We start from the raw sequence: 22,708 nt of genomic DNA, 5'->3' as shown, positions 1-22,708 counted from the left end.
AGCCGTGCCCGTGACACGCTCACTCGGCCGTCCCGGACGCCTCCGGGGCCTCCGGGGCGGCGGGCGCGCGGATCACGCGGACGCGTGCGACGCGGCGGCCGTCCATCTCGATCACGGTCAGCCTGGCCCCCGGCGCCTCCGCCGTCTCCCCCGCCTGCGGCAGGTGCCCGAGCGCGGCCATGACGTACCCGCCGACCGTCTCGTACGGGCCGTCGGGGAGGCGGACGCCGGTCTCGGAGGCGAAGTCGTTCAGGTTGACCAGGCCGTTCACCTCGATGACGCCGGCCACGACGCGCACCGTCCCGGCCGCCTCGTCGTACTCGTCGCGGATGTCGCCGACCAGCTCCTCGACCAGGTCCTCCAGGGTGACGATGCCACGGGTGCCGCCGTACTCGTCCACGACGATCGCCAGATGGTGGCCCTCGTCCCGCATCTCGGTGAGCGTGGGCAGCACGCGCTTGGTGGCGGGCACGAGCTTGACCGGCCTGATCGGCACGAGTTCGCTGATCGGCTCGATGCGCCCGGTGAGCACGGGATCGAGCAGGTCACGAACGTGTACGAATCCGATGATGTCGTCATACGAATCGCGATAGACCGGGAACCGGGAGTGCGGCATGGTCGCGGCCAGCACCGCGGCCTCGGCCAGCGGCGTGTCCGCGGCCATGAACTCCACCTCGGTGCGGGGCAGCAGGACCTCCCTGAGCTGCCGCTTCCCGGCCGTGAACACCTCGGCGATCACGTTGCGCTCGTCCTGTGTGAGCTCCTTGTGGCCCACGATGATGTCGCGGAGCTCCTCGGTGGTCATCGCGGCCCGGTCGGCCGAGGGGTTGCCGCCGAGCAGCCGGACCACGCCGTTGGTCGACACGGACAGCAGCCAGATCACCGGCCGGGACAGGGTCGCGACCAGGTCGAGCAGCGGCGCGAGCGCGAGGGACATCCCCTCGGCGCGCTGCCGCGCGAACCGCTTGGGCGCGAGCTCGCCGAAGACCAGCGTGAAGTACGAGATGGCCATGGTGACCACGGTGAACGCGAGCGGCGCGGCGACCGCGGCGGACAGCCCCCAGCCCTCCATGACGGGTTCGAGCCGCTCGGCGAGCGCGTCCGCGCCGAGCGCGGCGGACAGCACGGTCGCGACCGTCACCCCGACCTGGACGGCGGACAGGAACCGGTTGGGGTCGCGGGCGAGCTTCTGCACGCGCGCTCCCCTGCGCCCCCGCTGGCTCAACCTGCGTATCTGGCTCTCGCGCAGGGAGACCATCGCCATCTCCGCCGCCGCGAAGAACCCACAGATCAGGATGAGCAGCGCGACGAGGGGGATGGCCACCGCGACACTCACGGTCGCCCCTCGCGGACGCGGGCACGGCACCCGTGCTCGCCGACCCGCTCGCTACTCTCGCTCACGACTTCGTCCGTTCGCACGGTACTGATCGGCTCAGCCTACTGCCTGACATGAGACCTGTGTCTCGCCTCAACGGCATAAGCTGGGAGGAGACGTACATAATCCAACAAATTCAATCAGGAGCCAACAATGCGGCTGATGGTCACGGGTGGAGCGGGATACATCGGCAGCGTCGTGGCGGCGCAGCTCGTCGAGGCGGGGCATGACGTCACCGTGCTCGACGATCTGTCGACCGGCCACGCCGACGCCGTTCCCGACGGCGCGCGGTTCGTCAAGGGGTCGATCACCGAGGCCGGTGACCTGCTGGCCGAGGGGTTCGACGGCGTGCTGCACTTCGCCGCCAAGTCGCTCGTCGGCGAGTCCGTCGAGCGGCCGGGGCTGTACTGGTCGCACAACCTCGGCGGCACCCTCGCCCTCCTCGACGCGATGCGCCGGGCGGGCGTCGGCCGCATCGTCTTCTCCTCCACCGCCGCCACGTACGGCGAGCCGGAGAGCACGCCGATCCCTGAGACCGCGCCCACCCGGCCGACCAACCCCTACGGGGCGTCCAAGCTCGCCGTCGACACCGCGCTGACCGCCTACGCGGGCCTGTACGGCCTGGCCGCGGTGAGCCTGCGCTACTTCAACGTGGCCGGCGCGTACGGCCGGTTCCGTGAGCGGCACGACACCGAGACCCACCTGATCCCGAACGTGCTCAAGGTGGCGCTCGGCGAGCGGGAGTCGGTCAGCCTGTTCGGCGACGACTACCCCACGGCCGACGGCACCTGCGTACGCGACTACGTCCACGTCGCCGACCTGGCCCGCGCGCACCTGCTCGCCCTGGACGCCTGCGCCCCCGGCACGCACACCGTCTACAACCTGGGCAACGGCACCGGGTTCTCGGTGCGCGAGGTCGTCGAGGTGTGCCGCGAGGTCACCGGGCACGAGATCCCCGCGGTGTTCGGCCCGCGGCGGCCCGGGGACCCGGCCGTGCTGGTCGCGTCGTCGGAGAAGATCCGGCGTGAGCTCGGCTGGGAGCCCGGCCACACGACGCTGCACTCGATCGTGCGAGACGCCTGGACCGCCATCCGGTCGTAAAAACCCTGCTTCACGGGGGGAATTGTGATGGGATCTCACATGTGAGAGTGGACGGGCTTTCTCCGCTGGTCATCCGGGCCGCGTTGGTGGCTCTGGTCCTGCTCGGCAGCATGGCGGCGGCCGCCGGCGTGGTGTTCGCCACCGGCGGTCCCCCGGCGGGCGTCACCCCCGAGCGCATGGCCAGGACCGCCGATCCGATCTGCGTCGCCCACTGACTCGGCGGGGACCGCGCCGAGGCCCGGGGAAGCGTCCGGGCCCACCTCCGGCGCCGCTTCCGACGTCACAGCGGGCCTCGCGGCGGGCGTCACGGCAGGCCTCGCGGCGGGCGTCACGGCAGGCTTCACGGCGGGCTTCACGGCGGGCGCCACGGCGATCCGCATGGACGCCGAGTTGTTGGCCGGCCGCGGATCGCCCACCTTTCCGCCGTAGACCGTGGCCCGGGCGCCAACCGTGTCGACGGCCCGCCGCGGCGCCTGGAACGTCAGCTCGATCAGGCTCCTCGTCCCCGCGCTCATCAGCGGAAGCGCGCATCCCACGAACCCGGCCGCCTCCTGGCAGCGCGCCCCCGCCGCGGAGACGAATCGGGCCCGCCGCGGCTCCAGGAACACGTACGCGTCGCGCACCGTCTTCGGCCCCAGATTGCTCACGGTCGCCGTTATGGCGAACCGCCCGCCGGGCGGCGCCGTACGCGCCACGGAGGCGAGCCGGACGGCGAGGTCGGCCCCCTCGGCGACCGGGGTGACCACTTCCGCGGTGTTGTTCTCCGGGTGCGGGTCGGCGATCTGGGAGGTCAGCTCCGCCTGGGCGCGAAGGGGGCCGTGCGCGGTGGGCCGTACCAGCCCGGTGATGACGACCTGGCCGGTGCCGGACGCGTGCACGTCGCGGGGCGTGCGGCAGACGACCTCACCGGTGCCGCGTCCTGGGCCGCACTCCCCGACGTTGACGTTGATGATCTTCACGTCTCTCGGAAGGCGGATGGTGAGCACGGGAAGCACCGCGTCCCCCGGGCCGTGGTTGCGCACCCGTACGTCGTAGACCACCGGCTGGCCGGGCTGGGCGGTTCGCGGCGACGCGGTGATCTCGACGCCGAGATCCGCCCCTCCCCACCGGGCGTCCGCGCGTGCGGCGTGCGGCGCTCCCGCGGCGATCAGACAGACGAGACCCGCGACAACCATGACGACCAGACGACCCATGCGTGCTCCCCCAGAAACGTAGGAGATCAATTCAATGGGGTGTCACAGAGGCGCGGCTGCCCGACACGCCGTCCCGGCCGGAGGTCGCCTACATCATCCCACCTGCGCCAACGCCGCCTCCCCCTCGTCGCGTACGGTCGCGCTGCGGGTGATCTTGCGGTCGGGCATCAGGGCGAGCACGACGAGGGCGACGATCGCGCCCGCCACGCCGAGCCAGGGGATGACCGTCGCGCTCGCGGCGGCGTGCGCGGCGGGCAGGCCGTGCAGCGGCGCCTCGCGGGCGATCACGGAGCCGTACTCGGTGCCGGCCACGGCGAGGGCGACGGAGCCGCCGATCTGGCGGAAGAAGGTCAGGTTGGCGCTCGCGGTGCCGACGAACCCCGGCGGCACGGCGTTCTGGGTGGCCACGGTGAGCCCGGACAGCATCGGGCCCACGCCGAGGCCGATGAGGGCCATCCAGCCGATGAGCGCGGGCGTCGAGGTGCCGACGGTCAGGTTCACGCAGAGCAGCGTCCCCGCGACGAGGAAGAACGGCGCGACCACCAGCCACGGCTTGCAGCGGCCGCTGCGGGAGATGAGCGCACCGGTGATCGCGCTGCCCGCGACCATGGCCAGCATCAGCGGGTAGATGCGCAGGCCGGACGAGGTGGCGCTCTCGCCCTGGGCCTCCTGGAAGTAGCGCGGCAGGAAGACCACCCCGGCGTACATGCCGAACGCGGTGGCGAAGGACGCGATGTTGACCAGCGTGTACGTCCGGTTGGCGAACAGGTGCAGCGGCATGATCGGCTGCGCGGCCCGCCGCTCGACCAGCACGAACACGACAACGAGCACGGCGGACGCGGCGATCGGGCCGAGGACGGAGCCGCTGGTCCAGGAGTTGCCGTCCAGCCCCTTCTCGGTCAGACCGATGAGCAGTGCGCTGATGGCGGCGGTGAAGACGGCGATGCCGAGGTAGTCGGGCCGGGCTCCTCCCGTGTCGCCGGGGCGGTGCGGCAGCCGGAGCCAGATGATGGCGAGCAGCGCGACGCCGATGGGGACGTTGACGTAGAACGCCCAGCGCCAGCTCGCGTGGTCGGTGAACAGTCCGCCGAGGAACGGCCCGGCGATGTAGCTCAGCGCCATCACACTGCCGAGCGCGCCCTGCACCTTGCCGCCGCGCTCGCGTGGGAAGAGGTCGACGACCAGCGCGAGGGAGAGCGGTAGCAGCGCCCCCGCGCCGAGGCCCTGCAGGCCGCGGAACGCGATGAGCTGGCCCATGTCCTGCGCGACCCCGCTCAGCGCGGAGCCCACCAGGAAGATCGTCACGCCGACCAGCATGAGGGGCTTCCTGCCGTACGCGTCGGAGAGCCGGCCGTAGAGGGGGACGGTCACGGTGGACGTGAGCAGGTACGCGGTCACGACCCACGTGTACAACCGGGCGCCGCCGAGTTCGGCGGTGATCCGGGGCAGCGCGGTGCCGACGATCGTCTGGTCGAGCATCGCGAGGAACATGCCGCCGAGAACGGCGAACAGCAGTAATCCGTTCTTGTTTGTGTCTGTCTTCACATGTTGAAGATGACATGTAAGAAGTGACATGTCAACGCGCAGATATAGTGAGCCCATGTCGCTGCGTATCGCGCTCCTCGGCCTGCTGTCCGTCTCCGGCCCGGCCAGCGGGTACGACCTGACCAAGCGATTCGAGACGTCGCTCGCCCATGTGTGGCAGGCCGGGCACAGTCAGATCTATCCGGAACTCGGCAAGATGGCGGCCGACGGGCTGATCACGGTCGAGGCCGAGGGCGCGCGCGGCCGAAAGATCTACACGATCACGCCCGACGGCCGGAGCGAGCTGCACCGCTGGCTCACCGAATACACCCCGACGACCGCGCCACGCAGCGAGATCGCGCTCCAGGCGTTCCTGACCCCGCTGCTGGACGTCGAGGAGGCCGTCGCGCTGGTGGAGCGCATGAAGGCGAACTTCGAGAGCCGGCTCCAGGAACTGCTGGCCGTGCGGGGCCTCGGAAAAGAACCTGGATACGGTCGGTACGCCCTGGATCTCGGCATCCGCCAGACCCGGATGGCGGTGGGGTGGGCCGCCGACACGATCGCCGACCTCAAGAAATCCGCACCGTCGGACGCGGACGCCGGCCACGCGACCCGCGCGCCGGAAACCCCGGAAACCCGGGCCCCCTCGGAAAGCCGGGAAAGCCGGGAAAGCCGTGGAACCCGGGAAAGCCCAGCCCCCTCGGCCCCTCGGGAAAGCGGCGGAAAGACCGCGGCCGCGGAAGAGGAATAACAAGAAAACAGCCGGAAGCCGCGCCGGCCGGAACACTCGTGCTGTTCCGGCCGGCGCGGCCTGGATTTCGCGCCGGGTTCTCCACTCAGAGATCAGCCGGTCGTCACTTCGGGTAGTGGCAGATGGTTCCCCCGCAGTTGGTGCTGCCCCCGCCACCGCCGACCGGCGGCACGAAGCTGCTGTACGGCATCACGGTGCCGTTGGGCATGACGATGTCGGTCGCGGCGGCGTCGTTGTTGCTGGAGGCGATGGCCTGGTAGATCTCCCAGATCTTCTTGGCGAACCCGAAGACCTGCCCCCAGTCGATGCCGTTGTTCCAGTGGACGATCTGCACGGCGTAGGTCCGCGACGCGATGTCCCGCGACACCTGGCCGCTCCAGTTCTCGGTGCGCTTGGAATAGCCGAAGGCGGTGCCGTTCACGCCCCAGCAGTCGCCTCCCACCTCGGCCAGCGCGCCGCCGTCGCGGTCCATGAGCACGGCCTTGGCGCACAGGCGCACGCCGGTGAGCCAGACGCCCGACTCCACGGTCGACGTGCCCTGGACGGTGCCGTCGTCATAGACAGCCACGGTGGTGTCGATGGTCTTGTTCTGGTTGTTGTTGTGCCAGGAGTGTTTGCTGTTCTGCGCGACGACGGTGGCCGCGTGCGCCGCCGGCGTCAGCACGCTCAGTCCGGCCAGCGCGGTGACGACCGCCACCAGGCCACCGAGCAGCCTCCTGGTCAGGGCGCTCATGCCTGTACGAGATCTCGGGGCATTCTGGGGGGTGAGGGATCGCAAAGCATCCTCCCTAGGTATGGGATCAACTCCCCCACTATCGAGTTTTCTATTTCATCCGCGCGATGGGGGAAATTGCGTATAGACCGCCCCTACTATGATCTTGTGGCTCTGGGCGCATCCGATGTCAAACGTCTGTTGGACGCGCTGCGCGAATGCGAGCGCGTGCCCGGCGAAGAGGCGTTCCCGCAGTTATTGAACGTCGTTTCCAGTGTGGTGGCCGCCGACGTCGTCGCGATCAAAACCGTGAACCCGCGCGGCCGTCATTTCGACCATCACCTTCATCCCCGGGTGGACGTGGGCACCGACCTGGGAGGCGCGCTGGCCCGGCTCTTCTTCCAGCACCCGCTGCTCGGGCACGTACGCCAGGCCGTGGGGAACGGCGGCCCGATCCGGCTCAGCGACGTGGTGCCCCGCGGCGCCTGGCACGGCCACGCGCTCTATCAGGAGTTCTACCGGCCGCAGGGCATCGAGCATCAGATGATGTGCGTGCTGAACGTCTATCACGGCACGATCACCTGCCTCGGGCTCAACCGCACCGGCGGCGACTTCAGCGACACCGACCGGGAGCTCCTGGAACTGGCCCAGCCCTATCTGGCCGCCTTCCTCCGCGCCAGGCACGCGACCTCCTGGCTGGAGGCGGCGCTGGCCACCCTGGACGGCGCCGACGGCAGCGCCCACGGGCTGGTGCTCCTGGGCCCGCACGCGACGATCAGCGCCGTCAACCGCACCGCCCGCGTGCTTCTGGCCGCCTACTTCACCGACCGGACGGGCGAAGGCCGCGTACTGCCCAGCGAACTCGCCGCCTGGCTGGCCGCGCGGCACCGGACGTCCGATCCGACGGCGCCCTTCCTCGCCACCGACTACGTGACCGAGCGGGGCGGCCGGCGCCTGACGATCCGGCTGTTCCCCCACGGCGCGTGCGGGGCGCTGCTGCTCACCGAATCCGCCCCCCACCCCACCACGCCGCTGACCGCCCGCGAATCCGAGGTGTTCTGGCTCGTCGCGCACGGCCGTTCCAACGTCCAGGCCGCGCGCACGCTGCGGATCAGCCCGCGGACGGTGGAGAAACACCTCACCAACATCTACGCGAAACTCGGCGTCGCCAGCCGTACCGAGGCGGCCCTCCGCCTCTTCGGCCAGACCGGGGCCCCCGACGTGTCGGACGCCCACATCCCCTGGCCCTGATCGCCCGCGAAGCCGCGGCGCACGGATCGACGCTCAGGAGCCGCAGGTGAGGGGCGCGGGAAGTTTGTCCTCGGCGTCGAAGTCGACGTCCCCGAAATGCCGCTCAAGCAGCTTCTTCAGCGTGCCGTCGGCGTACATGCGGGAGATCGCCGCCTGGACGGCCTCGCACGTGCGGGCGTCTCCCTTGGGCATGCCGACGACATAGCGCTGGTCGGTCAGCTTGAGACCCGCCACCGCGAGCCGGAGGCCGCGCACCCGGTTGGCGAACCCCGCCAGGATCAGGTCGTCTCCCGGTACGGCGTCCACCTGGCCGGTGACGAGCTTGTCCATGCAGGTCGCGTAGTTGTCGACGGCGACCGGCTCCACGTCGACCCGGTCCTGGATGAGCGCGACCGACTGGCTGCCGCTCGGGGCGCACACGCGCTTGCCCGCCAGGTCCTCGATCCGCCGGATCGGCGAGCCCTTCGGCACCAGCACGTCGGTGTGCGCCACGTAGTACGGCCCGGCGAAGCCGACCGGATCCGCCCTGTTGTCGTCGTACGCGTAGGTCGCGACGACGAGGTCGACGTCCTGGCCGGTCAGCACCTTGGCCCGCTCGGCCCGGCCGATCCTCTTGAACGTGACCCCGCCGGCCCGTACCCCGAGCTCGGTCGCGATGTACTTCGCCACGTCCACGTCGAAGCCGGCGAAGGAACCGTCACTCCCGCCGAGTCCGACCCCGGGGAGGTCGCCCTTCACCCCGATGGTCAGCTTGCCCGTCTGCAGCGCCTTGTCCACGACGGAGGAGGAGGTCCCGGCGGCCGACGAGCCGCGCGCACCGCCCCCGCCCGTCGGCGTCGGATCCGGTAGGCCGGAGTCGCCTCTCAGATACACGGCCGTCAGCGTCCCGCCCGCGACAAGTGCGGCGGCCGCCGCCAGGACCGCGACGATCAACCGCCCGCGGCGGCGACGCCGCCCCGCGCCGGCGGGGTGCGTTTCGCCGTTATTCCCCACATCTTGGCGACCGGCGTCGTGGCGTCCGGGGTCCTGCGAGCCGGTCCGGTGGGTCGCCCAGGTCTCCGTGCTCCACGTGTGGACGTCCCGCACGTAGATGTCCTGGGCCAGCTCCCGCCCAGGAGGCAGGTCCGGGGCGTGCGACTCCGCCACGTCCCGCCCCCGCGTACCCCCCGCGGGGCCGTCCCCTGGCCCGGCCTCCCACGCCTGGAGCGCCGGTTCATCGGGGGCGTGTTCCCGGCTGATCCGGGATTCGTGCTCCGGCAACCGGCTTTCGCCGGATCGGGAGGCGCGAGACCGGGGCGCGCTCCCGGGGCTCTCCCCGGTCGCCGCCACCTGGGGCACCCGCATCTCCCGGGTGATCTCGCCCGGCTCCGGGGCGGCCGCGGTGGCCCCCTCGGACAGCACGACGGTGGACGCGTCCCCCGACTCGGGACGGCCGAGCAGGCGCAGCAGGATGCTGTCCGCCGTCGGCCGGGCGGCGGGAAGCTTGTTCAGGCAGGAGCGCACCACGCCGCGCAACGGCTCGGGCAGCATGCTCACGTCGATGTCGTGGTTGAGCACGCGGTTGAGCACGACCGCGATCGAGTCGCCGCCGAACGCCACCGCGCCCGTGGCCGCGTACGCGATGGTCGACGCCCAGGCGAAGACGTCGGAGGGCGGCCCCACCATGTCGCCCGAGATCTGCTCCGGGGACATGTAGGCCGGTGTGCCGATGGCGCGGCTGGTGATCGTCCCGGTCGAGTCGATGATCCGCGCGATGCCGAAGTCGACCACGCGCGGCCCGTCGGGGGCGAGCAGCACGTTGTCCGGCTTGAAGTCCCGGTGGACGATACCCGCGTGGTGGATCGCCGTCAGCGCGGTCGCGGTGCCCACGGCGAGCCGCTCCAGCGCGGGCCCGCTGATCGGCCCGTTCTCCTCCACGACCTCACGCAGCGACCGCCCGTCGATGTACTCGCTCGCGATGTACGGCGTGTCGCCTTCGAGGTCGGCCGCGATCACACGGGCGGTGCAGAAGCTCGCGACCCGCTCGGCGGCCCGCAGCTCGCGGCCGAACCTGGAGCGCGCCATCGCGTCGCCGCTGAACTTGATGTGCAGCAGCTTGACCGCCACCGGCTCCCCGGACTCGCCGTGGCCCAGATAGACCACGCCCTGTCCGCCCTCGCCGACGCGCCCGGACAGCACGAACGGCCCGAGCCGGAGCGGGTCCCCCGGGCCGAGCGGCGCGACGTTCGGCATCCAAAGCCCCCACGATTCGGCAAAGTTTCGACCAACAGAACTTTACGGCTCCCATGACCGTTTCCCAGCCCCCCGATATCGTGCCGTGACCAGGCCCGCGGCCCCGTCCCACGATCACGCCGGCCGCGCTCGGCGTGAAGGGCGTGCCGAGCCCCTTCACCACGTGGCCGGCAAGGGGGCGTGCCGAACGCGCCCCTGCGACAGCGAGGGACATTCCCACGCCCCGGAAACGACGAAGGGCCGCCCGCCAGAAAGGCGAGCGGCCCGTCACCGGGGCGGCATGGTCAGCCGGCCATCTTCTTCTTCAGGTTCTCGTCCAGAGCCGCGAGGAAGTCCTGGGTGGTCAGCCACTCGGCGTCGCCGCCCACCAGGAGCGCCAGGTCCTTGGTCATCTGGCCGCCCTCGACGGTCTCGACGCAGACCTGCTCCAGCTTGTTGGCGAACTCGATCACCTCGGGCTGGTTGTCCAGCTTGCCGCGGTGCGCCAGGCCACGGGTCCACGCGAAGATCGAGGCGATCGGGTTCGTGGAGGTCGGCTTGCCCTGCTGGTGCTGGCGGTAGTGGCGGGTCACCGTGCCGTGGGCGGCCTCGGCCTCGACCGTACGGCCGTCCGGGGTCATCAGCACGCTGGTCATCAGGCCGAGCGAGCCGAAGCCCTGCGCCACGGTGTCCGACTGGACGTCACCGTCGTAGTTCTTGCACGCCCAGACGTAGCCGCCCTCCCACTTCAGCGCGGAGGCGACCATGTCGTCGATCAGGCGGTGCTCGTAGGTGATTCCGGCCTTCGCGAACTCCTCCTTGAACTCGGCCTCGTAGACCTCGGCGAAGATGTCCTTGAACCGGCCGTCGTACGCCTTGAGGATCGTGTTCTTGGTCGACAGGTAGACCGGGTAGTTCCGGGCCAGGCCGTACCGCATGGAGGCGCGGGCGAAGTCGCGGATCGACTCGTCCAGGTTGTACATCGCCATCGCGACGCCGCCGCCGGGGAAGTCGAAGACGTTGAGCTCGACCGGCTCGCTGCCGTCCTTCGGGGTGAAGGTCAGGGTCAGCGTGCCCTCGCCCGGCACCTTGATGTCGGTCGCGCGGTACTGGTCGCCGAACGCGTGACGGCCGACCACGATCGGCTTGGTCCAGCCGGGGACGAGCCGCGGCACGTTCGACATGATGATCGGCTCGCGGAAGATGACGCCGCCGAGGATGTTGCGGATCGTCCCGTTCGGGGACTTCCACATCTTCTTCAGGCCGAACTCCTCGACCCGGGCCTCGTCCGGCGTGATCGTCGCACACTTGACGCCGACGCCGTGCTGCTTGATGGCGTTCGCGGCGTCGATCGTGACCTGGTCGTCGGTGGCGTCGCGGTGCTCGATGCCGAGGTCGTAGTACTTCAGGTCGACGTCGAGGTAGGGAAGGATCAGCTGGTCCTTGATGAACTGCCAGATGATCCGGGTCATCTCGTCGCCGTCAAGCTCGACGACCGGACCCGCTACCTTGATCTTGGGCATGCGTGTGGTTCCCCTTCTGAACTAACACTGGCCAGACGGTCCGTTTTGCGGCTCACTGGCCGTTGAGGCTATCGGACGGGCGGAACGCGCCCGTGGCTAGGTGCTGTGCAGGCGCAGCAGCAGACTCAGCGAGCCCGCCACCAGGGCCGCGCCGAACACCAGGAGCACGAGGGCGTCCGTCCGCCGCGTGCGGACGCCCAGCAGGCCGGCCCGGTCCTCCGGGACGATCAGCCGTAACGCCGCGCCCGCGATCAGCGCGAACCCGATGACCGCGCCGCCCACCCAGATGGCGACGCCGTAGGCGATCAGGCCCAGCCCGGCGACCGCACCCGCCACGACCAGCAGGTACGGCCCCAGGGGCTTACCGCTCACACTCACCAGCGCCTATGGTGACCCCTCACTCCTCGTCCGGTGCGGCGCCCGCTCGGTCGCCCACCGCTTGTGTTCGCACTCCCGCTCGCCGGGCAGGCTCGCGGGCACGTTCATGTGCGCTCGCCGCGCATTCCGCCGCCGTGCGCCCGCTCGGGCTCGCCGCGGCGGTCGCGCCGCTCATCGCTCGTCGATCGGCTTCCACTTCTGGTCGCGCTCGCCGATGTATTCGCTGTCCGGACGGATCAGCCGGTTGTCGGCGTGCTGCTCGATCACGTGCGCGGTCCATCCGGACATTCTGCTGACCGAGAACACCGGGGTGAACAGGTCCGTCGGGATGCCCAGGTAGTGGTAGACCGTCGCCGCGTAGAAGTCCACGTTCGGATACAGGCCCTTCTCCGCGAAGACGACCTCCTCCATCTCCTTGGACATCCGGTAGTACGTGTCGTCGCCGGACGCCTCGCCCAGCTCCCGCGACATCTTCCGAAGATGTGTCGCCCGCGGGTCCTCCGTCTTGTAGACCCGGTGCCCGAAGCCCATGATCTTCTCACCCGCCGCGAGCTTGTCCCGTACCGTCTGCGCCACCCCGGAGGGGTCGATCGCTTCCAGCGTACGCATGACCTGCTCGTTCGCGCCTCCGTGCAGGGGGCCCTTCAGCGTGCCGATGGCCGCGACGATCGCCGAGTGCATGTCGGAGAGGGTCGCGGCGCAGACGCGGGCGGCGAACGTGGAGGCGTTCATCGTGTGGTCGGCGTGCAGCACCAGGCACGTGTCGAAGATCTCGACCTCGCGCTGGGACGGCGTCCTCCCGGTGATCTGCAGCAGGAAGTTCGCCGCGATGCTCAGTTCGGGGTCGGGGTCGGGGATCGTGGCGCCGGTGCGGGCCGCGTGGTAAAGAGCGACCAGGAGCGGCTGCTGCGCCGTGAGGCGGGCGGCCTTGCGCAGGTTGGCGTCGGCCGCGTTGGAATCCTTGTCCGGGTCGTCGGCGCCGGCGAGGGAGACGAGCGTGCGCAGCGCCTCCATCGGTTCCTGCTTCGCGGCGATCTCCGGGATGTTGCTCGCGACCAGCCCCCCGAGGGCCCGCCCCCGGACGAGTTCCGCCCCATAAGCGGCCAGCTGGTCGCGGGACGGCAGTGAGCCGTGCTGAAGCAGATGCGCGGTCTCTTCGAAGGTCGTGCGGCCGGCCAGATCGTGGATGTCGTAGCCGCGATAGAAAAGCCGGCCGGCCTTCCCGTCGATGTCGCTGAGCGCTGTGGACGCGGCGACGACATCGGCGAGGCCTTTCGTGGGCTTGTCCGCCATGAGTGTTTCCTCCGCTTATCTTCGCCCGAAGTCTACCCGTGAGCAGGCAAAGCGCCCCGCAGAGGTCCAGACCAATTTCAAGCGTGATTCTCCTTGCGGCAAAGGAGATTCCCGATCCCCACGTCTGGGTAAGCCGGATCTGTAGCGAAAGTAACGGCGGGCTACCTGGGGAGGAACTGCCGTGGAGGGGCCGTTCATTCGGATCGAGGACAGCGGCGAGGTCATCGCGCTGCGCCCCGAGATCACCACGATCGGTCGGGGCAAGGGCGTCGACATCCGGCTGACGGATCCGAGCGTTTCGCGGCTGCACGCCGAATTCGTTCGGCGCGGGCCCTATCTGTACGTCGTCGACCTGGGGCTGTCCCGCAACGGCACGCGGGTGAACGGCAGGCCGATCGCCCGGAGGGTGCTCGACGACGGCGACGTGGTCTCCTTCGGTGCCGCCAGGGCGCGGGTGGGCGGCATCCCCCGCGAGGACTTCACCCCCGAGGTCGAGCTGCGCCGGGCCGCCGCGCCCGAGCTGACCCGCCGCGAGGTCGACGTGCTGACCTCGCTGTGCCGTCCGGCGCTGTCGGACGAGGCGTTCGTCGCCCCGGCGACCGCGCGGGAGATCGCCGACGACCTGGTGGTGACAGAGGCGGCGGTCAAGCAGCACCTGCTGCGGCTCTACCAGAAGTTCCGCATCCCGGAGGGGACGAACCGGCGCACCCGGCTGGCCAACGAGGTCGTGGCGCTCGGCTTGGTGCGGCCGACCCCGGTGATCCCGACCCAGCGGCCCACCGATCCGGCGCACCACCACACCCCGCCGACGTCGAGCCGCCGCGCGAGCTGACGCCGTACGCCCGCACGCGGCATGGCGTGCGGGCCCGCCGTGCCGGCGAGCCCGCATGTCGTGCCGGTTCACCGGATCGCGCCACCGACCTCGGCCCCCCTCCCCCGCGGGAACGGCAGGCCGCGCAGGTCCATGCTGAGGAACGCCTCGGCCTGCAGCACGGAGACGCCGATCCGCGGCAGGTCGCGGGCGTGCGGATACACCAGGAACCTCGGCTCCCAGATGGGCCGGAACTTGGCGTTGAACTTGTACAGCGACTCGATCTGAAACCAGCGGGAGAGGAAGACGAGGAGGCCGCGCCACGCGCGCAGCACCGGGCCCGCGCCGAGGCGCTCCCCCCTGGCCAGCGCCGCACGGAACATGGCGAAGTTCAGGGAGACCCGGGCGATGCCGAGCTGCGGCGCCGCCTGCAGCGCCCGGACGATGAGCAGCTCGTTGAGCCCCGGGTCGGCCTCGCGGTCCCGGCGCATCAGGTCGAGCGAGATGCCGTCCGCACCCCACGGCACGAAGTGCAGGACGGCGCTGATGTCGCCGCCGGGCCGGTCGGCGCCCGCCCCACTTCCCAGGCCCTCACCGCTGTCGCCGCTCGTCTTGTGCGCCGTCACCACGACACAGCCGGCGTCCGACGAATCGCCGAACCGGCCGAGGGCCATCGAGAAGCCGCGTTCGGTCTCGGTGCCGCGCCAGAAGTCGGCGGCGTCGCGGATGCGCGCCTTCTCCTCCTCCGACAGGTCCCCCACCCGCCGGACCCGGCAGGTGTAGCCGAGGCGCTCGACCCGGTTGACCATCTGCCGCACGTTGCGCATGGCCCGGCCCTCAAGCGTGAAGTCGGCGACCTCGACGACGGCCTCGTCACCCAGTTCGAGCGCGTCCAGGTCGCCGACCCTGGTCCACACCTGACCTCCGGTCTCGCTGCATCCGATGACCGAGGGGACCCAGGCGTGCCGCCTCGCCTCCGCGAGGAAACGGTTGATCGCGCCCGGCCACGCCTCGACGTCGCCGATCGGATCGCCGCTGGCCAGCATGACCCCCGCCACGACCCGGTACGCGATCGCGGCCTTCCCGCTCGGGGAGAAGATGACGCTCTTGTCGCGCCGCAACGCGAAGTAGCCCAGGGAGTCCTGCCCGCCGTACTTGCCGAGCAGGGCGCGGAGCCGGTCCTCGTTCTCGGGGCTGAGCGCGGCGACGGGCCGCTCCGGCCGTAGCGCGAGATAGATCGTCGTGATGGCGGTGAGCGCGCCGAGCCCGGCCAGCGAGTAGTACACCAGGTCGGATATGTGCTCCGAGGAGTACTGCACCGGCCCTTCGAGGCCGAACAGACCGAGCACCACGTGCTCCATCTGGTCGGCCAGCGTGGGCGTGCCGATCACCGAATGGGTGTGCATGGCGACGAAGAGCCAGCCGATGACGAGGTTGAAGGACCCGAGGATCAGGAAGTTCCACAGTGCGCGCCAGCGGGAGCGCGGATCCGAGAGCGCGTAGAACTCGCGCCGGTTGACCAGCAGCACCACGCAGAGGGCCAGGCTCACCGCCGCGGCGGCCGGATGGCGCCAGCGCAGGGCCTCGACGGCCGCGCCGACCGGCAGCAGCACCACCACGGCCCGCCAGGCGCGCACTTTGCGTCTTCGCAGCGCGTGCGCGAGCATGATCAGCAAGATGCCCACGAGGAGCGTTCCCGCCTGCGCCAGCGTGGTGACGCTGCCCGGCAGGACGCTGGCCACCTCGTTGAACCGGCTCGTCCGGACATGCGGCACGACCGCCTTGACGATGTCAAGGATGCCGATGACCAGCGCGGCGTATCCCGCCGCCGCCGGGACCCACGGCCGCGAGACCCCGCCCCGCAGAAGGCTCATCTGAGTAGCCACGAATGCACAATAGGTGATGTATCACAGTCCGTATCGGACTAACGACAGCCTTACCCAGAGTGAGTACCTTTAACGATGCGTACCGCAGGCCGGCGATGATCAAGCATCATGGCGGCGTGGGGCGACGCGAACCGCGCCCGGAGAAGCCTCCGGGCGGGGCGGAACCATGAGGGATCGGCGCGTCCGGGCAACCGCAGGGGGACGGTCTTGGAACTGACATCGATCACGCTGCAGGTGTTCGTCGCGGCGCTCGCCGTCGCCGCGCTCGCCGCCACGGTGTGGCTGTGGCCCCGGCTGAGCGGCCAGGGATGGCTTCCGGTCACGGGCCGGATCGGCGTCCTCGTCGCCGACCAGATCCTCACGCTGGCCGCGCTCGGGCTGGCGCTCAACTCGTACTTCGCGTTCTACGCGTCCTGGAGCGACCTGCTGGGCACGGACACCTCGACCGCCCCCATCATCCCCGCGACGGGCGCGGCGGCCGGCGCGGGCGAGGTCCAGGTGCTCGGCAGCACGCCGGTGGCCTCGGCGCGCCCCGGCTCCGGCCGTTCGGGCGGACGCCTGGAAGAGGTGGTCGTGTCAGGACCGCGGAGCGGGCTCAGCGCCCCCGCGTACGTCTACCTGCCGCCGCAGTACTTCGAGAAGAAGTACGCCACCGCCCGCTTCCCGGTGATCGTGGGCCTGACCGGATATCCCGGGGACGCCAAGAACCTGGTCACGCGGCTGAACCTGCCGCAGCACGCCGCCGGCCTCATCGCCGGGCACCAGATGCATCCGACGATCATGGTGCTCATGCGGCCCACCGTCGCGCCGCCCCGCGACACCGAGTGCGTGGACGTCCCGGGAGGGCCGAAGGCCGAGACCTTCCTCAGCACGGACCTGCAGCACGCGATCTCCACCGCCTTCAGGACCGGCACGGACGCCCAGAGCTGGGGCGTGCTCGGCGGCTCCACCGGCGGCTACTGCGCCCTGAAGCTCGCCATGAAGCACCCGGAGGTGTTCTCCGCCGCGGTGTCCCTGTCGGGCTACTACCACGGCCTCATCGACGTCACCACGGGCGACCTCTTCGGCGGCGACAAGCGGCTGCGGGACGAGCACGACCTGATGTGGCGGCTGGCCCACCTGCCCGCCCCGCCGGTCTCGGTACTCGTGACGAGCAGCGAGCACGGCGAGGCGAACTACACGGCGACCAAGGCGTTCCTCGCCGCGGTCAAGCCGCCCATGCAGGCGTCGTCGCTGATCCTGCCGAGCGGCGGGCACAACTTCGCCACCTGGAACCGGGAGGTGCCCCAGGCCCTGCCCTGGCTCGCGCAGCAACTGCACGACCCCGGGCGGGCCTGACCCCGGCTCAGCCGGCCGCGCGCTCGGCCGCCTCGACCACGTTGGTGAGCAGCATCGCCCGGGTCATCGGGCCGACGCCGCCCGGGTTGGGGGCGACGAACCCGGCCACGTCGCGGACGTCCGCCGCGACGTCACCCGCGATCTTGCCGTCCACCCGGGAGACGCCCACGTCGAGCACCGCCGCGCCGGGCTTGACCATCTCCGCCGTGATCAGGTTGGGCACGCCGGCCGCGGCGACGACCACGTCCGCCTTGCGGGTGTGCCAGGCCAGGTCCTGGGTGCCGGTGTGGCAGGTGGTCACCGTGGCGTTCTCGGAGCGGCGGGTCAGCAGCAGGCCGAGCGAGCGCCCGACCGTGATGCCGCGCCCGACCACGACGACCTCGGCGCCCTTGAGCGGCACGCCGTACTCCTGCAGCAGGTGGACGATGCCGCGCGGCGTGCACGGCAGCGGGGCGTCGACCATGTGGACGAGACGGCCGAGGTTGACCGGGTGCAGGCCGTCGGCGTCCTTGGCCGGGTCCATCCGCTCCAGCAGCGCCATCGTGTCGAGGTGGCGCGGCAGAGGGAGCTGCACGATGTACCCCGTGCACTCCGGGGACGCGTTGAGCTCGTCGATCGCCGCCTCGACGTCCGCCTGGGTCGCCGTATCCGGCAGGTCCACGCGGATGGACGCGATGCCGACCTCGGCGCAGTCCCGGTGCTTGCCCGCGACGTAGATCTGGCTGCCGGGGTCGTCGCCGACGAGGATCGTGCCGAGGCCCGGCGTGACGCCCTTGGCGGCCAGGGCCGACACCCGCTCGGCGAGGTCGACCTTGATCTTGGTGGCGGTCGCCTTGCCGTCCAGAATCTGCGCGCTCATTGCTCTCCTAACGGTGATGACCGTGCCGATCAGTGGAAGAAGTGGCGGGTGCCGGTGAAGTAGAGGCTGATGCCGGCCGCCTCCGCGGCGGCGATGACCTCTTCGTCCCGGATCGAGCCGCCCGGCTCGACGATCGCCTTCACCCCCGCCTCCGCCAGCACCTGCAGGCCGTCGGCGAACGGGAAGAACGCGTCGGAGGCGCCCACCGAGCCCGCGGCGCGCTCGCCCGCGCGGGACACCGCGAGACGCGCGGAGTCGACCCGGTTGACCTGGCCCATGCCGACGCCCACGGTGGCGCCGTCGGAGGCCAGCAAGATCGCGTTCGACTTCACCGAACGGCACGCCCGCCAGGCGAAGGTGAGGTCGGCCAGCACCTCGTCCGGCACGGCCGGGCCCGCCTTGAGCTCCCACGTCGCCGGGTCGTCGCCGGGCGCGTCCACCCGGTCCGCGGTCTGCACCAGCAGGCCGCCGTCGATCCGGCGGAACTCCGCCGCGTTGGCCGGGCCGGACGGGCAGACGAGCAGCCGGAGGTTCTTCTTCCCCTTGAGGATGTCGAGCGCCTCGGGCGTGAACGACGGCGCGACCAGGACCTCGGTGAAGATCGGCGCGACCTGCTCCGCGAGCTCCCGGGTGACCTCACGGTTCACCGCGATCACGCCGCCGTACGCGGAGACGGGGTCGCACGCGTGGGCCTTGCGGTGCGCCTCGGCGACGTCCGCGCCGACCGCCACGCCGCAGGGGTTGGCGTGCTTGATGATCGCCACGCAGGGCCGGTCGAAGTCCCACGCGGCCCGCCACGCGGCGTCGGCGTCCACGTAGTTGTTGTAGGACATCTCCTTGCCGTGGAGCTGCTCGGCGTTCGCCAGGCCGGCCTCCCGGCCGGAGTAGAGCGCGGCGCCCTGGTGCGGGTTCTCGCCGTAGCGCAGCGGCGCGCGCAGCTGCCACGCCGCGCCCATGAAGGACGGCCACTCGCCGTCGGGGGCGTACACGTTCGCGAACCAGGAGGCCACGGCCACGTCGTAGGCGGCGGTGTGCGCGTAGGCCGTGGCGGCGAGCCGCCGCCGCTCGGTGACGGTGAAACCGCCCTCGGCCACCGCCGCGAGCACGCTGGTGTACGCGCGGGGGTCGACCACGACCGCGACGGTGCTGTGGTTCTTGGCCGCGGCGCGGATCATCGCGGGGCCGCCGATGTCGATCTGCTCGACGCACTCGGCGTCCGAGGCGCCGGAGGCGACCGTCTCGGCGAACGGGTAGAGGTTGACCACCGCGAGCTGGAACGGCTCGATCTCCAGCTCGTCGAGCTGCTTGACGTGCGACGGGTTCGCGCCGTCGGCGAGCAGGCCCGCGTGGACCCTCGGGTGCAGCGTCTTGACCCGGCCGTCCAGGCACTCGGGGAAGCCGGTCAGCGACTCGACCTTGGTCACGGGAACGCCGAAGGACGCGATGGCGGCGGCGGTGCCGCCCGTTGAGACGATCTCGACGCCCGCCGCCTCAAGGCCCCGGGCCAGCTCTTCGAGCCCGGTCTTGTCGTATACGGCGATCAGCGCGCGCCGAATGGCGATGCGGGTCACTTCGTGATCCTCTCTGTTCCGTTTTCGCCCAGCTCATCTGCTGGGTCGTTCTGCCCGGAAACCGGGGTCAGGCACGCCCCAGGCGTACCCGCCGGCCGGAGACCGTCCAGCCTTCGCGTGCCATGCGCCCGACGACCTCGACGAGCAGCCTGCGCTCGACGGTCTTGATCCGCTCGTGCAGCGTCTCCTCGTCGTCGCCCTCGCGCACCGGCACCGCCTCCTGCGCGATCACCGGGCCGGTGTCCACCCCGGTGTCGACCAGGTGGACCGTGCAGCCGGTGACGCGGACGCCGTAGGCCAGGGCGTCCCGTACAGCGTGGGCCCCGGGAAAGGAGGGCAGCAGCGCCGGATGCGTGTTGACCACCGGGAAGGAGTCGAGGACGCGATGGCCGAGGATCTTCATGAAACCGGCGGACACCACGAGATCCGGCTTGTAGGCGGCGATCTTCCCGGCCAGCGCCTCGTCCCACTCGTCGCGGCCGGCGTGGTCGGCCACCCGCTCAACGAACGTGGGCACCCCGGCGCGCTCGGCCCGGGCCAGCCCCTCGATGCCGTCACGGTCCGCCCCGACGGCGACGATCACAGCGCCGAACGACGGGGTCGCCGCATCGAGAAGGGCTTGTAGGTTGGTTCCGGAACCGGAGACGAGCACCACGAGCCGGGCGGCCTCTGCGGAATGGTGAGGTCCGGATGGCACCGGGCTGACTCCTTCGGGACGGCTGGTGAGGAGGCGCAGGCAGCGGGCCCTCGCCGGTAGAAAGGGTATCGGGCTCCGGCCACAGGATTCGAAGGCGGCCCGGCGAAAAGCCGGGGCGCCGCGGCAAGGAATTGCGCGGAAGGCAAAGGTGGGGATCGTGACGGCACCACTGCAGACGCCGGCCTCCGATCTGGGGGGCCGCCGGGCGTTGTTGCTCGCCCTGGCGGCGCTGATCTGCACGTTCATGCTGCCCGCCGCCGGGGTCGTGCTGGCGGTCCTCGGTTTCACGGTCGCGATCCGCGACGTGCGCACGCTGAGCCGGGTCCGCCGTCCGGTCGGCGTGGCGGTCACGGCGCTGGTCGTGTCGGCCGTCGCGTTCATGTTCGGCGGCCTCCTTGTGGCCACCCAGCTCTTCTTCTCCACCGAGATCAACGCGTACGTTGAGTGCGGCAAGGGCGCGGGGACGGTCACCGCCGAGCACGACTGCATGAACGAGCTCAAGAACTCCGTGGCGCGCAAGCTCGGCGTCACCTGGCCGGCCGACCTCCCCTTCCCCGGCTAGCGACTCCCCCACAGGCGCGTCAGGAGTCGCGTTCCCAGGCGTAGGGGTCGACGTAGATCACGTGGCCGCCGCGGTCGTCGGACTCGTCCACGATGTCGTTCCGCGGCGGCCGTACCGGCTCTGAGCGGGCGGCCCGGATCGCGGCGAACGTCTCCGCCGCCGCGGCGGCGTGCTCGTCGGTCCAGTCGTCCTTGATCACGGGGATGGGCTGGGTGTCGGCCTCGGTCGCGTCCAGCCAGTGGCCGGGAAGGGCGCGGGCCGCCTTGACCTTCTCGGCGCGCCGGACCTTCCCCGCCGCCTTGGCGATCACGGCGCTCGCCTTGCGTACCGGCTCGGGGGTCGCCGGACGGCGCGAGATCAGCAGCCAGTTCGCGATGCCGGCCGAGATGCCGGCCGCCACACCCACCTCCAGCGCCACCGACAGCGCCACCTCCCACGGCGAGGGCCCGACGGCGGACAGGCGCGCCCCGCCGAGCGGGCCGCCCGAGAGGGCCGCGAGCAGGCCCGCCGCCGCTCCCGAGGCCAGGCCGCAGCAGAACCCCCACAGCGGTGCCGCCTCGATCGTCGGGGTCGGGGCGACCCGGGCCATGACGACCCCGGCGACCGCCCCGGCGAGGAACGGCAGCGCGATCACGCCCATGATCCAGGTGGGGGCGACGCCGGACTCCGGCAGCGCGCCGAGCAGCGGCACGGTGGGGACGGCGCTCAGCTTCACCCCGGTCGGCGCGACGAGGGTGCCGGTGCCGATGGCGAACCCCGGCCCGGCGATGTACGCCATGCCCCAGATCGCGGCGTTGACGAGGTAGAGGGCCTCGACCAGCAGCAGGAGAAGCCCGCCGACGAACCCGGGGCTGAGCGTCTCCGAGAGCTGCCGGATCTCGGGGAACTTCACCGCGATCGCCACCAGGACCAGCAGCAGCCCGGTGGCGAGCATGATCGACAGAGCGACGGCCGTACCGGCGACGACCGAGCGGGTGCGGTCCGGGAGCAGGCGGAGCATCGACTTCCACGGGCCGATCGTGCGGGCGGTGGCCAGCGACCCGGCCAGGAACGCCAGCACGAAATGGCTGGCCAGCGCCTCACCGAGGAACGGCTGGGTGACCTCGTTCTGCGCGACGAGGGAGATCATCCCGGCGAGCAGCGCGTACGGCGCGGCCAGCGAGACGCCGGCCTGGGCGACGAGCGCGAGCTGGGCCCGGCGCCGGGCGTTCTCGACGTCGCGCGGCGTCCCCTTGGGCAGCCGGGCGGGCATCCGGAGCCGGAGGTCGGCGTCGCGGGCCATCCACAGACCGGCCCGGTAGAGCAGGACGCCCGGCAGGATGGTCAGGCCGAGCGGCAGCAACCCGACCCTGCCGCCGGGGATCGCGAACCCGGCGTGGTGGGCGGCCAGCCAGAGCTGGCAGGCGGCGCGGAAGACGCCGGGCAGCCCCTGCCCGAACGCGCCCCGTGGGGCGGCGGCCCAGCCGATCAGGGTGAGGGTCGTCAGCACCGCGAGGCCGACGCCGAGGGTGCCCGCCCCGGCGAGCATGCCCGACACGGGGAGCGGCCTGCGGGTCTCGTCGTCGTCGCCTTTGGGGAAGCGGCTGAGAACGGCACGGGGGGCTGTCCGCAGCTGATCGAGAAGAGCCGTCACAATAGTCGATGTTCTCAGGAAGGTACGGCTTCGCCGTGC

General features: G+C 71.1%; 19 protein-coding genes. 6 read left to right on the top strand and 13 right to left on the bottom strand.

Annotation, left to right across the window (positions count from 1 at the left end; all coding sequences use genetic code 11):
• Positions 1-19 precede the first annotated feature (19 nt).
• On the bottom strand, positions 20-1,336 hold the full coding sequence (locus ACQP1V_RS07355; RefSeq protein ID WP_433420137.1) for a hemolysin family protein: 1,317 nt from the start codon (positions 1,334-1,336) through the stop codon (positions 20-22).
• Between the two features lie 192 nt (positions 1,337-1,528).
• Here ACQP1V_RS07355 and galE point away from each other — a divergent pair, with 192 nt between their 5' ends.
• Positions 1,529-2,476 carry a UDP-glucose 4-epimerase GalE gene (gene galE, locus ACQP1V_RS07350; RefSeq protein ID WP_433420134.1) on the top strand — a complete coding sequence of 316 codons (948 nt, stop codon included), beginning with the start codon at positions 1,529-1,531 and terminating at the stop codon, positions 2,474-2,476.
• A gap of 35 nt (positions 2,477-2,511) precedes the next feature.
• Here galE and ACQP1V_RS07345 read toward each other — a convergent pair whose 3' ends face one another.
• Both ACQP1V_RS07345 and ACQP1V_RS07340 read right to left on the bottom strand, forming a co-directional pair.
• On the bottom strand, positions 2,512-3,669 hold the full coding sequence (locus tag ACQP1V_RS07345) for a hypothetical protein (RefSeq protein ID WP_433420131.1): 1,158 nt from the start codon (positions 3,667-3,669) through the stop codon (positions 2,512-2,514).
• A 93-nt stretch (positions 3,670-3,762) separates the two neighbouring features.
• On the bottom strand, positions 3,763-5,214 hold the full coding sequence (locus tag ACQP1V_RS07340) for an MDR family MFS transporter (protein WP_433420128.1): 1,452 nt from the start codon (positions 5,212-5,214) through the stop codon (positions 3,763-3,765).
• 55 nt (positions 5,215-5,269) lie between these two features.
• Between ACQP1V_RS07340 and ACQP1V_RS07335 the strand changes: the two genes are divergently transcribed.
• On the top strand, positions 5,270-5,944 hold the full coding sequence (locus ACQP1V_RS07335) for a PadR family transcriptional regulator (protein ID WP_433420125.1): 675 nt from the start codon (positions 5,270-5,272) through the stop codon (positions 5,942-5,944).
• 103 nt (positions 5,945-6,047) lie between these two features.
• Here ACQP1V_RS07335 and ACQP1V_RS07330 read toward each other — a convergent pair whose 3' ends face one another.
• Positions 6,048-6,677 (bottom strand): hypothetical protein, encoded by a 630-nt coding sequence (locus tag ACQP1V_RS07330; RefSeq protein WP_387408263.1) that lies wholly within the window; start codon positions 6,675-6,677, stop codon positions 6,048-6,050.
• A gap of 147 nt (positions 6,678-6,824) precedes the next feature.
• Here ACQP1V_RS07330 and ACQP1V_RS07325 point away from each other — a divergent pair, with 147 nt between their 5' ends.
• Positions 6,825-7,907: a helix-turn-helix domain-containing protein gene (locus tag ACQP1V_RS07325; RefSeq protein WP_433420122.1), complete on the top strand. Its 1,083-nt coding sequence runs from the start codon at positions 6,825-6,827 to the stop codon at positions 7,905-7,907.
• Positions 7,908-7,940: 33 nt separating this feature from the next.
• Here ACQP1V_RS07325 and ACQP1V_RS07320 read toward each other — a convergent pair whose 3' ends face one another.
• The 4 genes from ACQP1V_RS07320 to ACQP1V_RS07305 form a co-directional block, all read right to left on the bottom strand.
• On the bottom strand, positions 7,941-10,139 hold the full coding sequence (locus ACQP1V_RS07320) for a bifunctional serine/threonine-protein kinase/glutamate ABC transporter substrate-binding protein (protein ID WP_433420119.1): 2,199 nt from the start codon (positions 10,137-10,139) through the stop codon (positions 7,941-7,943).
• A gap of 284 nt (positions 10,140-10,423) precedes the next feature.
• Positions 10,424-11,641 (bottom strand): NADP-dependent isocitrate dehydrogenase, encoded by a 1,218-nt coding sequence (locus ACQP1V_RS07315; RefSeq protein ID WP_433420116.1) that lies wholly within the window; start codon positions 11,639-11,641, stop codon positions 10,424-10,426.
• Positions 11,642-11,737: 96 nt separating this feature from the next.
• On the bottom strand, positions 11,738-12,019 hold the full coding sequence (locus ACQP1V_RS07310) for a DUF3017 domain-containing protein (RefSeq protein WP_169806530.1): 282 nt from the start codon (positions 12,017-12,019) through the stop codon (positions 11,738-11,740).
• Between the two features lie 171 nt (positions 12,020-12,190).
• Complete coding sequence (locus ACQP1V_RS07305; protein WP_387408254.1) at positions 12,191-13,312, bottom strand: citrate/2-methylcitrate synthase; 1,122 nt, start codon at positions 13,310-13,312, stop codon at positions 12,191-12,193.
• Between the two features lie 181 nt (positions 13,313-13,493).
• Between ACQP1V_RS07305 and ACQP1V_RS07300 the strand changes: the two genes are divergently transcribed.
• A complete protein-coding gene (locus ACQP1V_RS07300) occupies positions 13,494-14,144 on the top strand; it encodes an FHA domain-containing protein (protein ID WP_067129791.1) in 651 nt (216 codons plus the stop codon).
• A 68-nt stretch (positions 14,145-14,212) separates the two neighbouring features.
• Here the strand turns inward: ACQP1V_RS07300 and ACQP1V_RS07295 are convergent, their stop codons facing one another.
• Entirely contained in the window at positions 14,213-16,009 is a 1,797-nt protein-coding gene (locus tag ACQP1V_RS07295; protein WP_433420113.1) for a phosphatidylglycerol lysyltransferase domain-containing protein, read from the bottom strand.
• A 207-nt stretch (positions 16,010-16,216) separates the two neighbouring features.
• Between ACQP1V_RS07295 and ACQP1V_RS07290 the strand changes: the two genes are divergently transcribed.
• The gene (locus ACQP1V_RS07290) at positions 16,217-17,347 is read left to right on the top strand and encodes an alpha/beta hydrolase (RefSeq protein ID WP_433420111.1); all 1,131 of its coding nucleotides are present in this window, start codon (positions 16,217-16,219) and stop codon (positions 17,345-17,347) included.
• A 7-nt stretch (positions 17,348-17,354) separates the two neighbouring features.
• Here the strand turns inward: ACQP1V_RS07290 and ACQP1V_RS07285 are convergent, their stop codons facing one another.
• The 3 genes from ACQP1V_RS07285 to purN form a co-directional block, all read right to left on the bottom strand.
• A complete protein-coding gene (locus ACQP1V_RS07285; protein WP_433420108.1) occupies positions 17,355-18,206 on the bottom strand; it encodes a bifunctional methylenetetrahydrofolate dehydrogenase/methenyltetrahydrofolate cyclohydrolase in 852 nt (283 codons plus the stop codon).
• 29 nt (positions 18,207-18,235) lie between these two features.
• Positions 18,236-19,777, bottom strand: coding sequence for a bifunctional phosphoribosylaminoimidazolecarboxamide formyltransferase/IMP cyclohydrolase (purH, locus tag ACQP1V_RS07280; protein ID WP_433420105.1), 1,542 nt, complete (start codon positions 19,775-19,777; stop codon positions 18,236-18,238).
• A gap of 67 nt (positions 19,778-19,844) precedes the next feature.
• Entirely contained in the window at positions 19,845-20,474 is a 630-nt protein-coding gene (gene purN / locus ACQP1V_RS07275; RefSeq protein ID WP_433420102.1) for a phosphoribosylglycinamide formyltransferase, read from the bottom strand.
• A 157-nt stretch (positions 20,475-20,631) separates the two neighbouring features.
• Between purN and ACQP1V_RS07270 the strand changes: the two genes are divergently transcribed.
• Positions 20,632-21,036: a hypothetical protein gene (locus tag ACQP1V_RS07270; RefSeq protein ID WP_433420099.1), complete on the top strand. Its 405-nt coding sequence runs from the start codon at positions 20,632-20,634 to the stop codon at positions 21,034-21,036.
• 19 nt (positions 21,037-21,055) lie between these two features.
• On the opposite strand, the gene ACQP1V_RS07265 is transcribed toward ACQP1V_RS07270, so the two are convergent.
• Positions 21,056-22,669 carry a cell division protein PerM gene (locus tag ACQP1V_RS07265; RefSeq protein ID WP_387408242.1) on the bottom strand — a complete coding sequence of 538 codons (1,614 nt, stop codon included), beginning with the start codon at positions 22,667-22,669 and terminating at the stop codon, positions 21,056-21,058.
• Positions 22,670-22,708 lie beyond the last annotated feature (39 nt).

Source organism: Microtetraspora malaysiensis, from assembly GCF_050947145.1.
In the GTDB taxonomy this organism is placed as follows: domain Bacteria; phylum Actinomycetota; class Actinomycetes; order Streptosporangiales; family Streptosporangiaceae; genus Microtetraspora_A; species Microtetraspora_A malaysiensis.
The sequence above is the reverse complement of the archived record's forward strand: the minus strand, read 5'-3'. Positions and strand labels throughout refer to the sequence as shown.

Excerpts from the sequence above, each read along its gene's own strand:
- galE (WP_433420134.1), top strand. The coding sequence starts at position 1,529 with ATGCGGCTGATGGTCACGGGTGGAGCGGGATACATCGGCAGCGTCGTG.
- ACQP1V_RS07345 (WP_433420131.1), bottom strand. The coding sequence starts at position 3,669 with ATGGGTCGTCTGGTCGTCATGGTTGTCGCGGGTCTCGTCTGTCTGATC.
- ACQP1V_RS07335 (WP_433420125.1), top strand. The coding sequence starts at position 5,270 with ATGTCGCTGCGTATCGCGCTCCTCGGCCTGCTGTCCGTCTCCGGCCCG.
- ACQP1V_RS07330 (WP_387408263.1), bottom strand. The coding sequence starts at position 6,677 with ATGAGCGCCCTGACCAGGAGGCTGCTCGGTGGCCTGGTGGCGGTCGTC.
- ACQP1V_RS07320 (WP_433420119.1), bottom strand. The coding sequence starts at position 10,139 with ATGCCGAACGTCGCGCCGCTCGGCCCGGGGGACCCGCTCCGGCTCGGG.
- ACQP1V_RS07315 (WP_433420116.1), bottom strand. The coding sequence starts at position 11,641 with ATGCCCAAGATCAAGGTAGCGGGTCCGGTCGTCGAGCTTGACGGCGAC.
- ACQP1V_RS07305 (WP_387408254.1), bottom strand. The coding sequence starts at position 13,312 with ATGGCGGACAAGCCCACGAAAGGCCTCGCCGATGTCGTCGCCGCGTCC.
- ACQP1V_RS07285 (WP_433420108.1), bottom strand. The coding sequence starts at position 18,206 with ATGAGCGCGCAGATTCTGGACGGCAAGGCGACCGCCACCAAGATCAAG.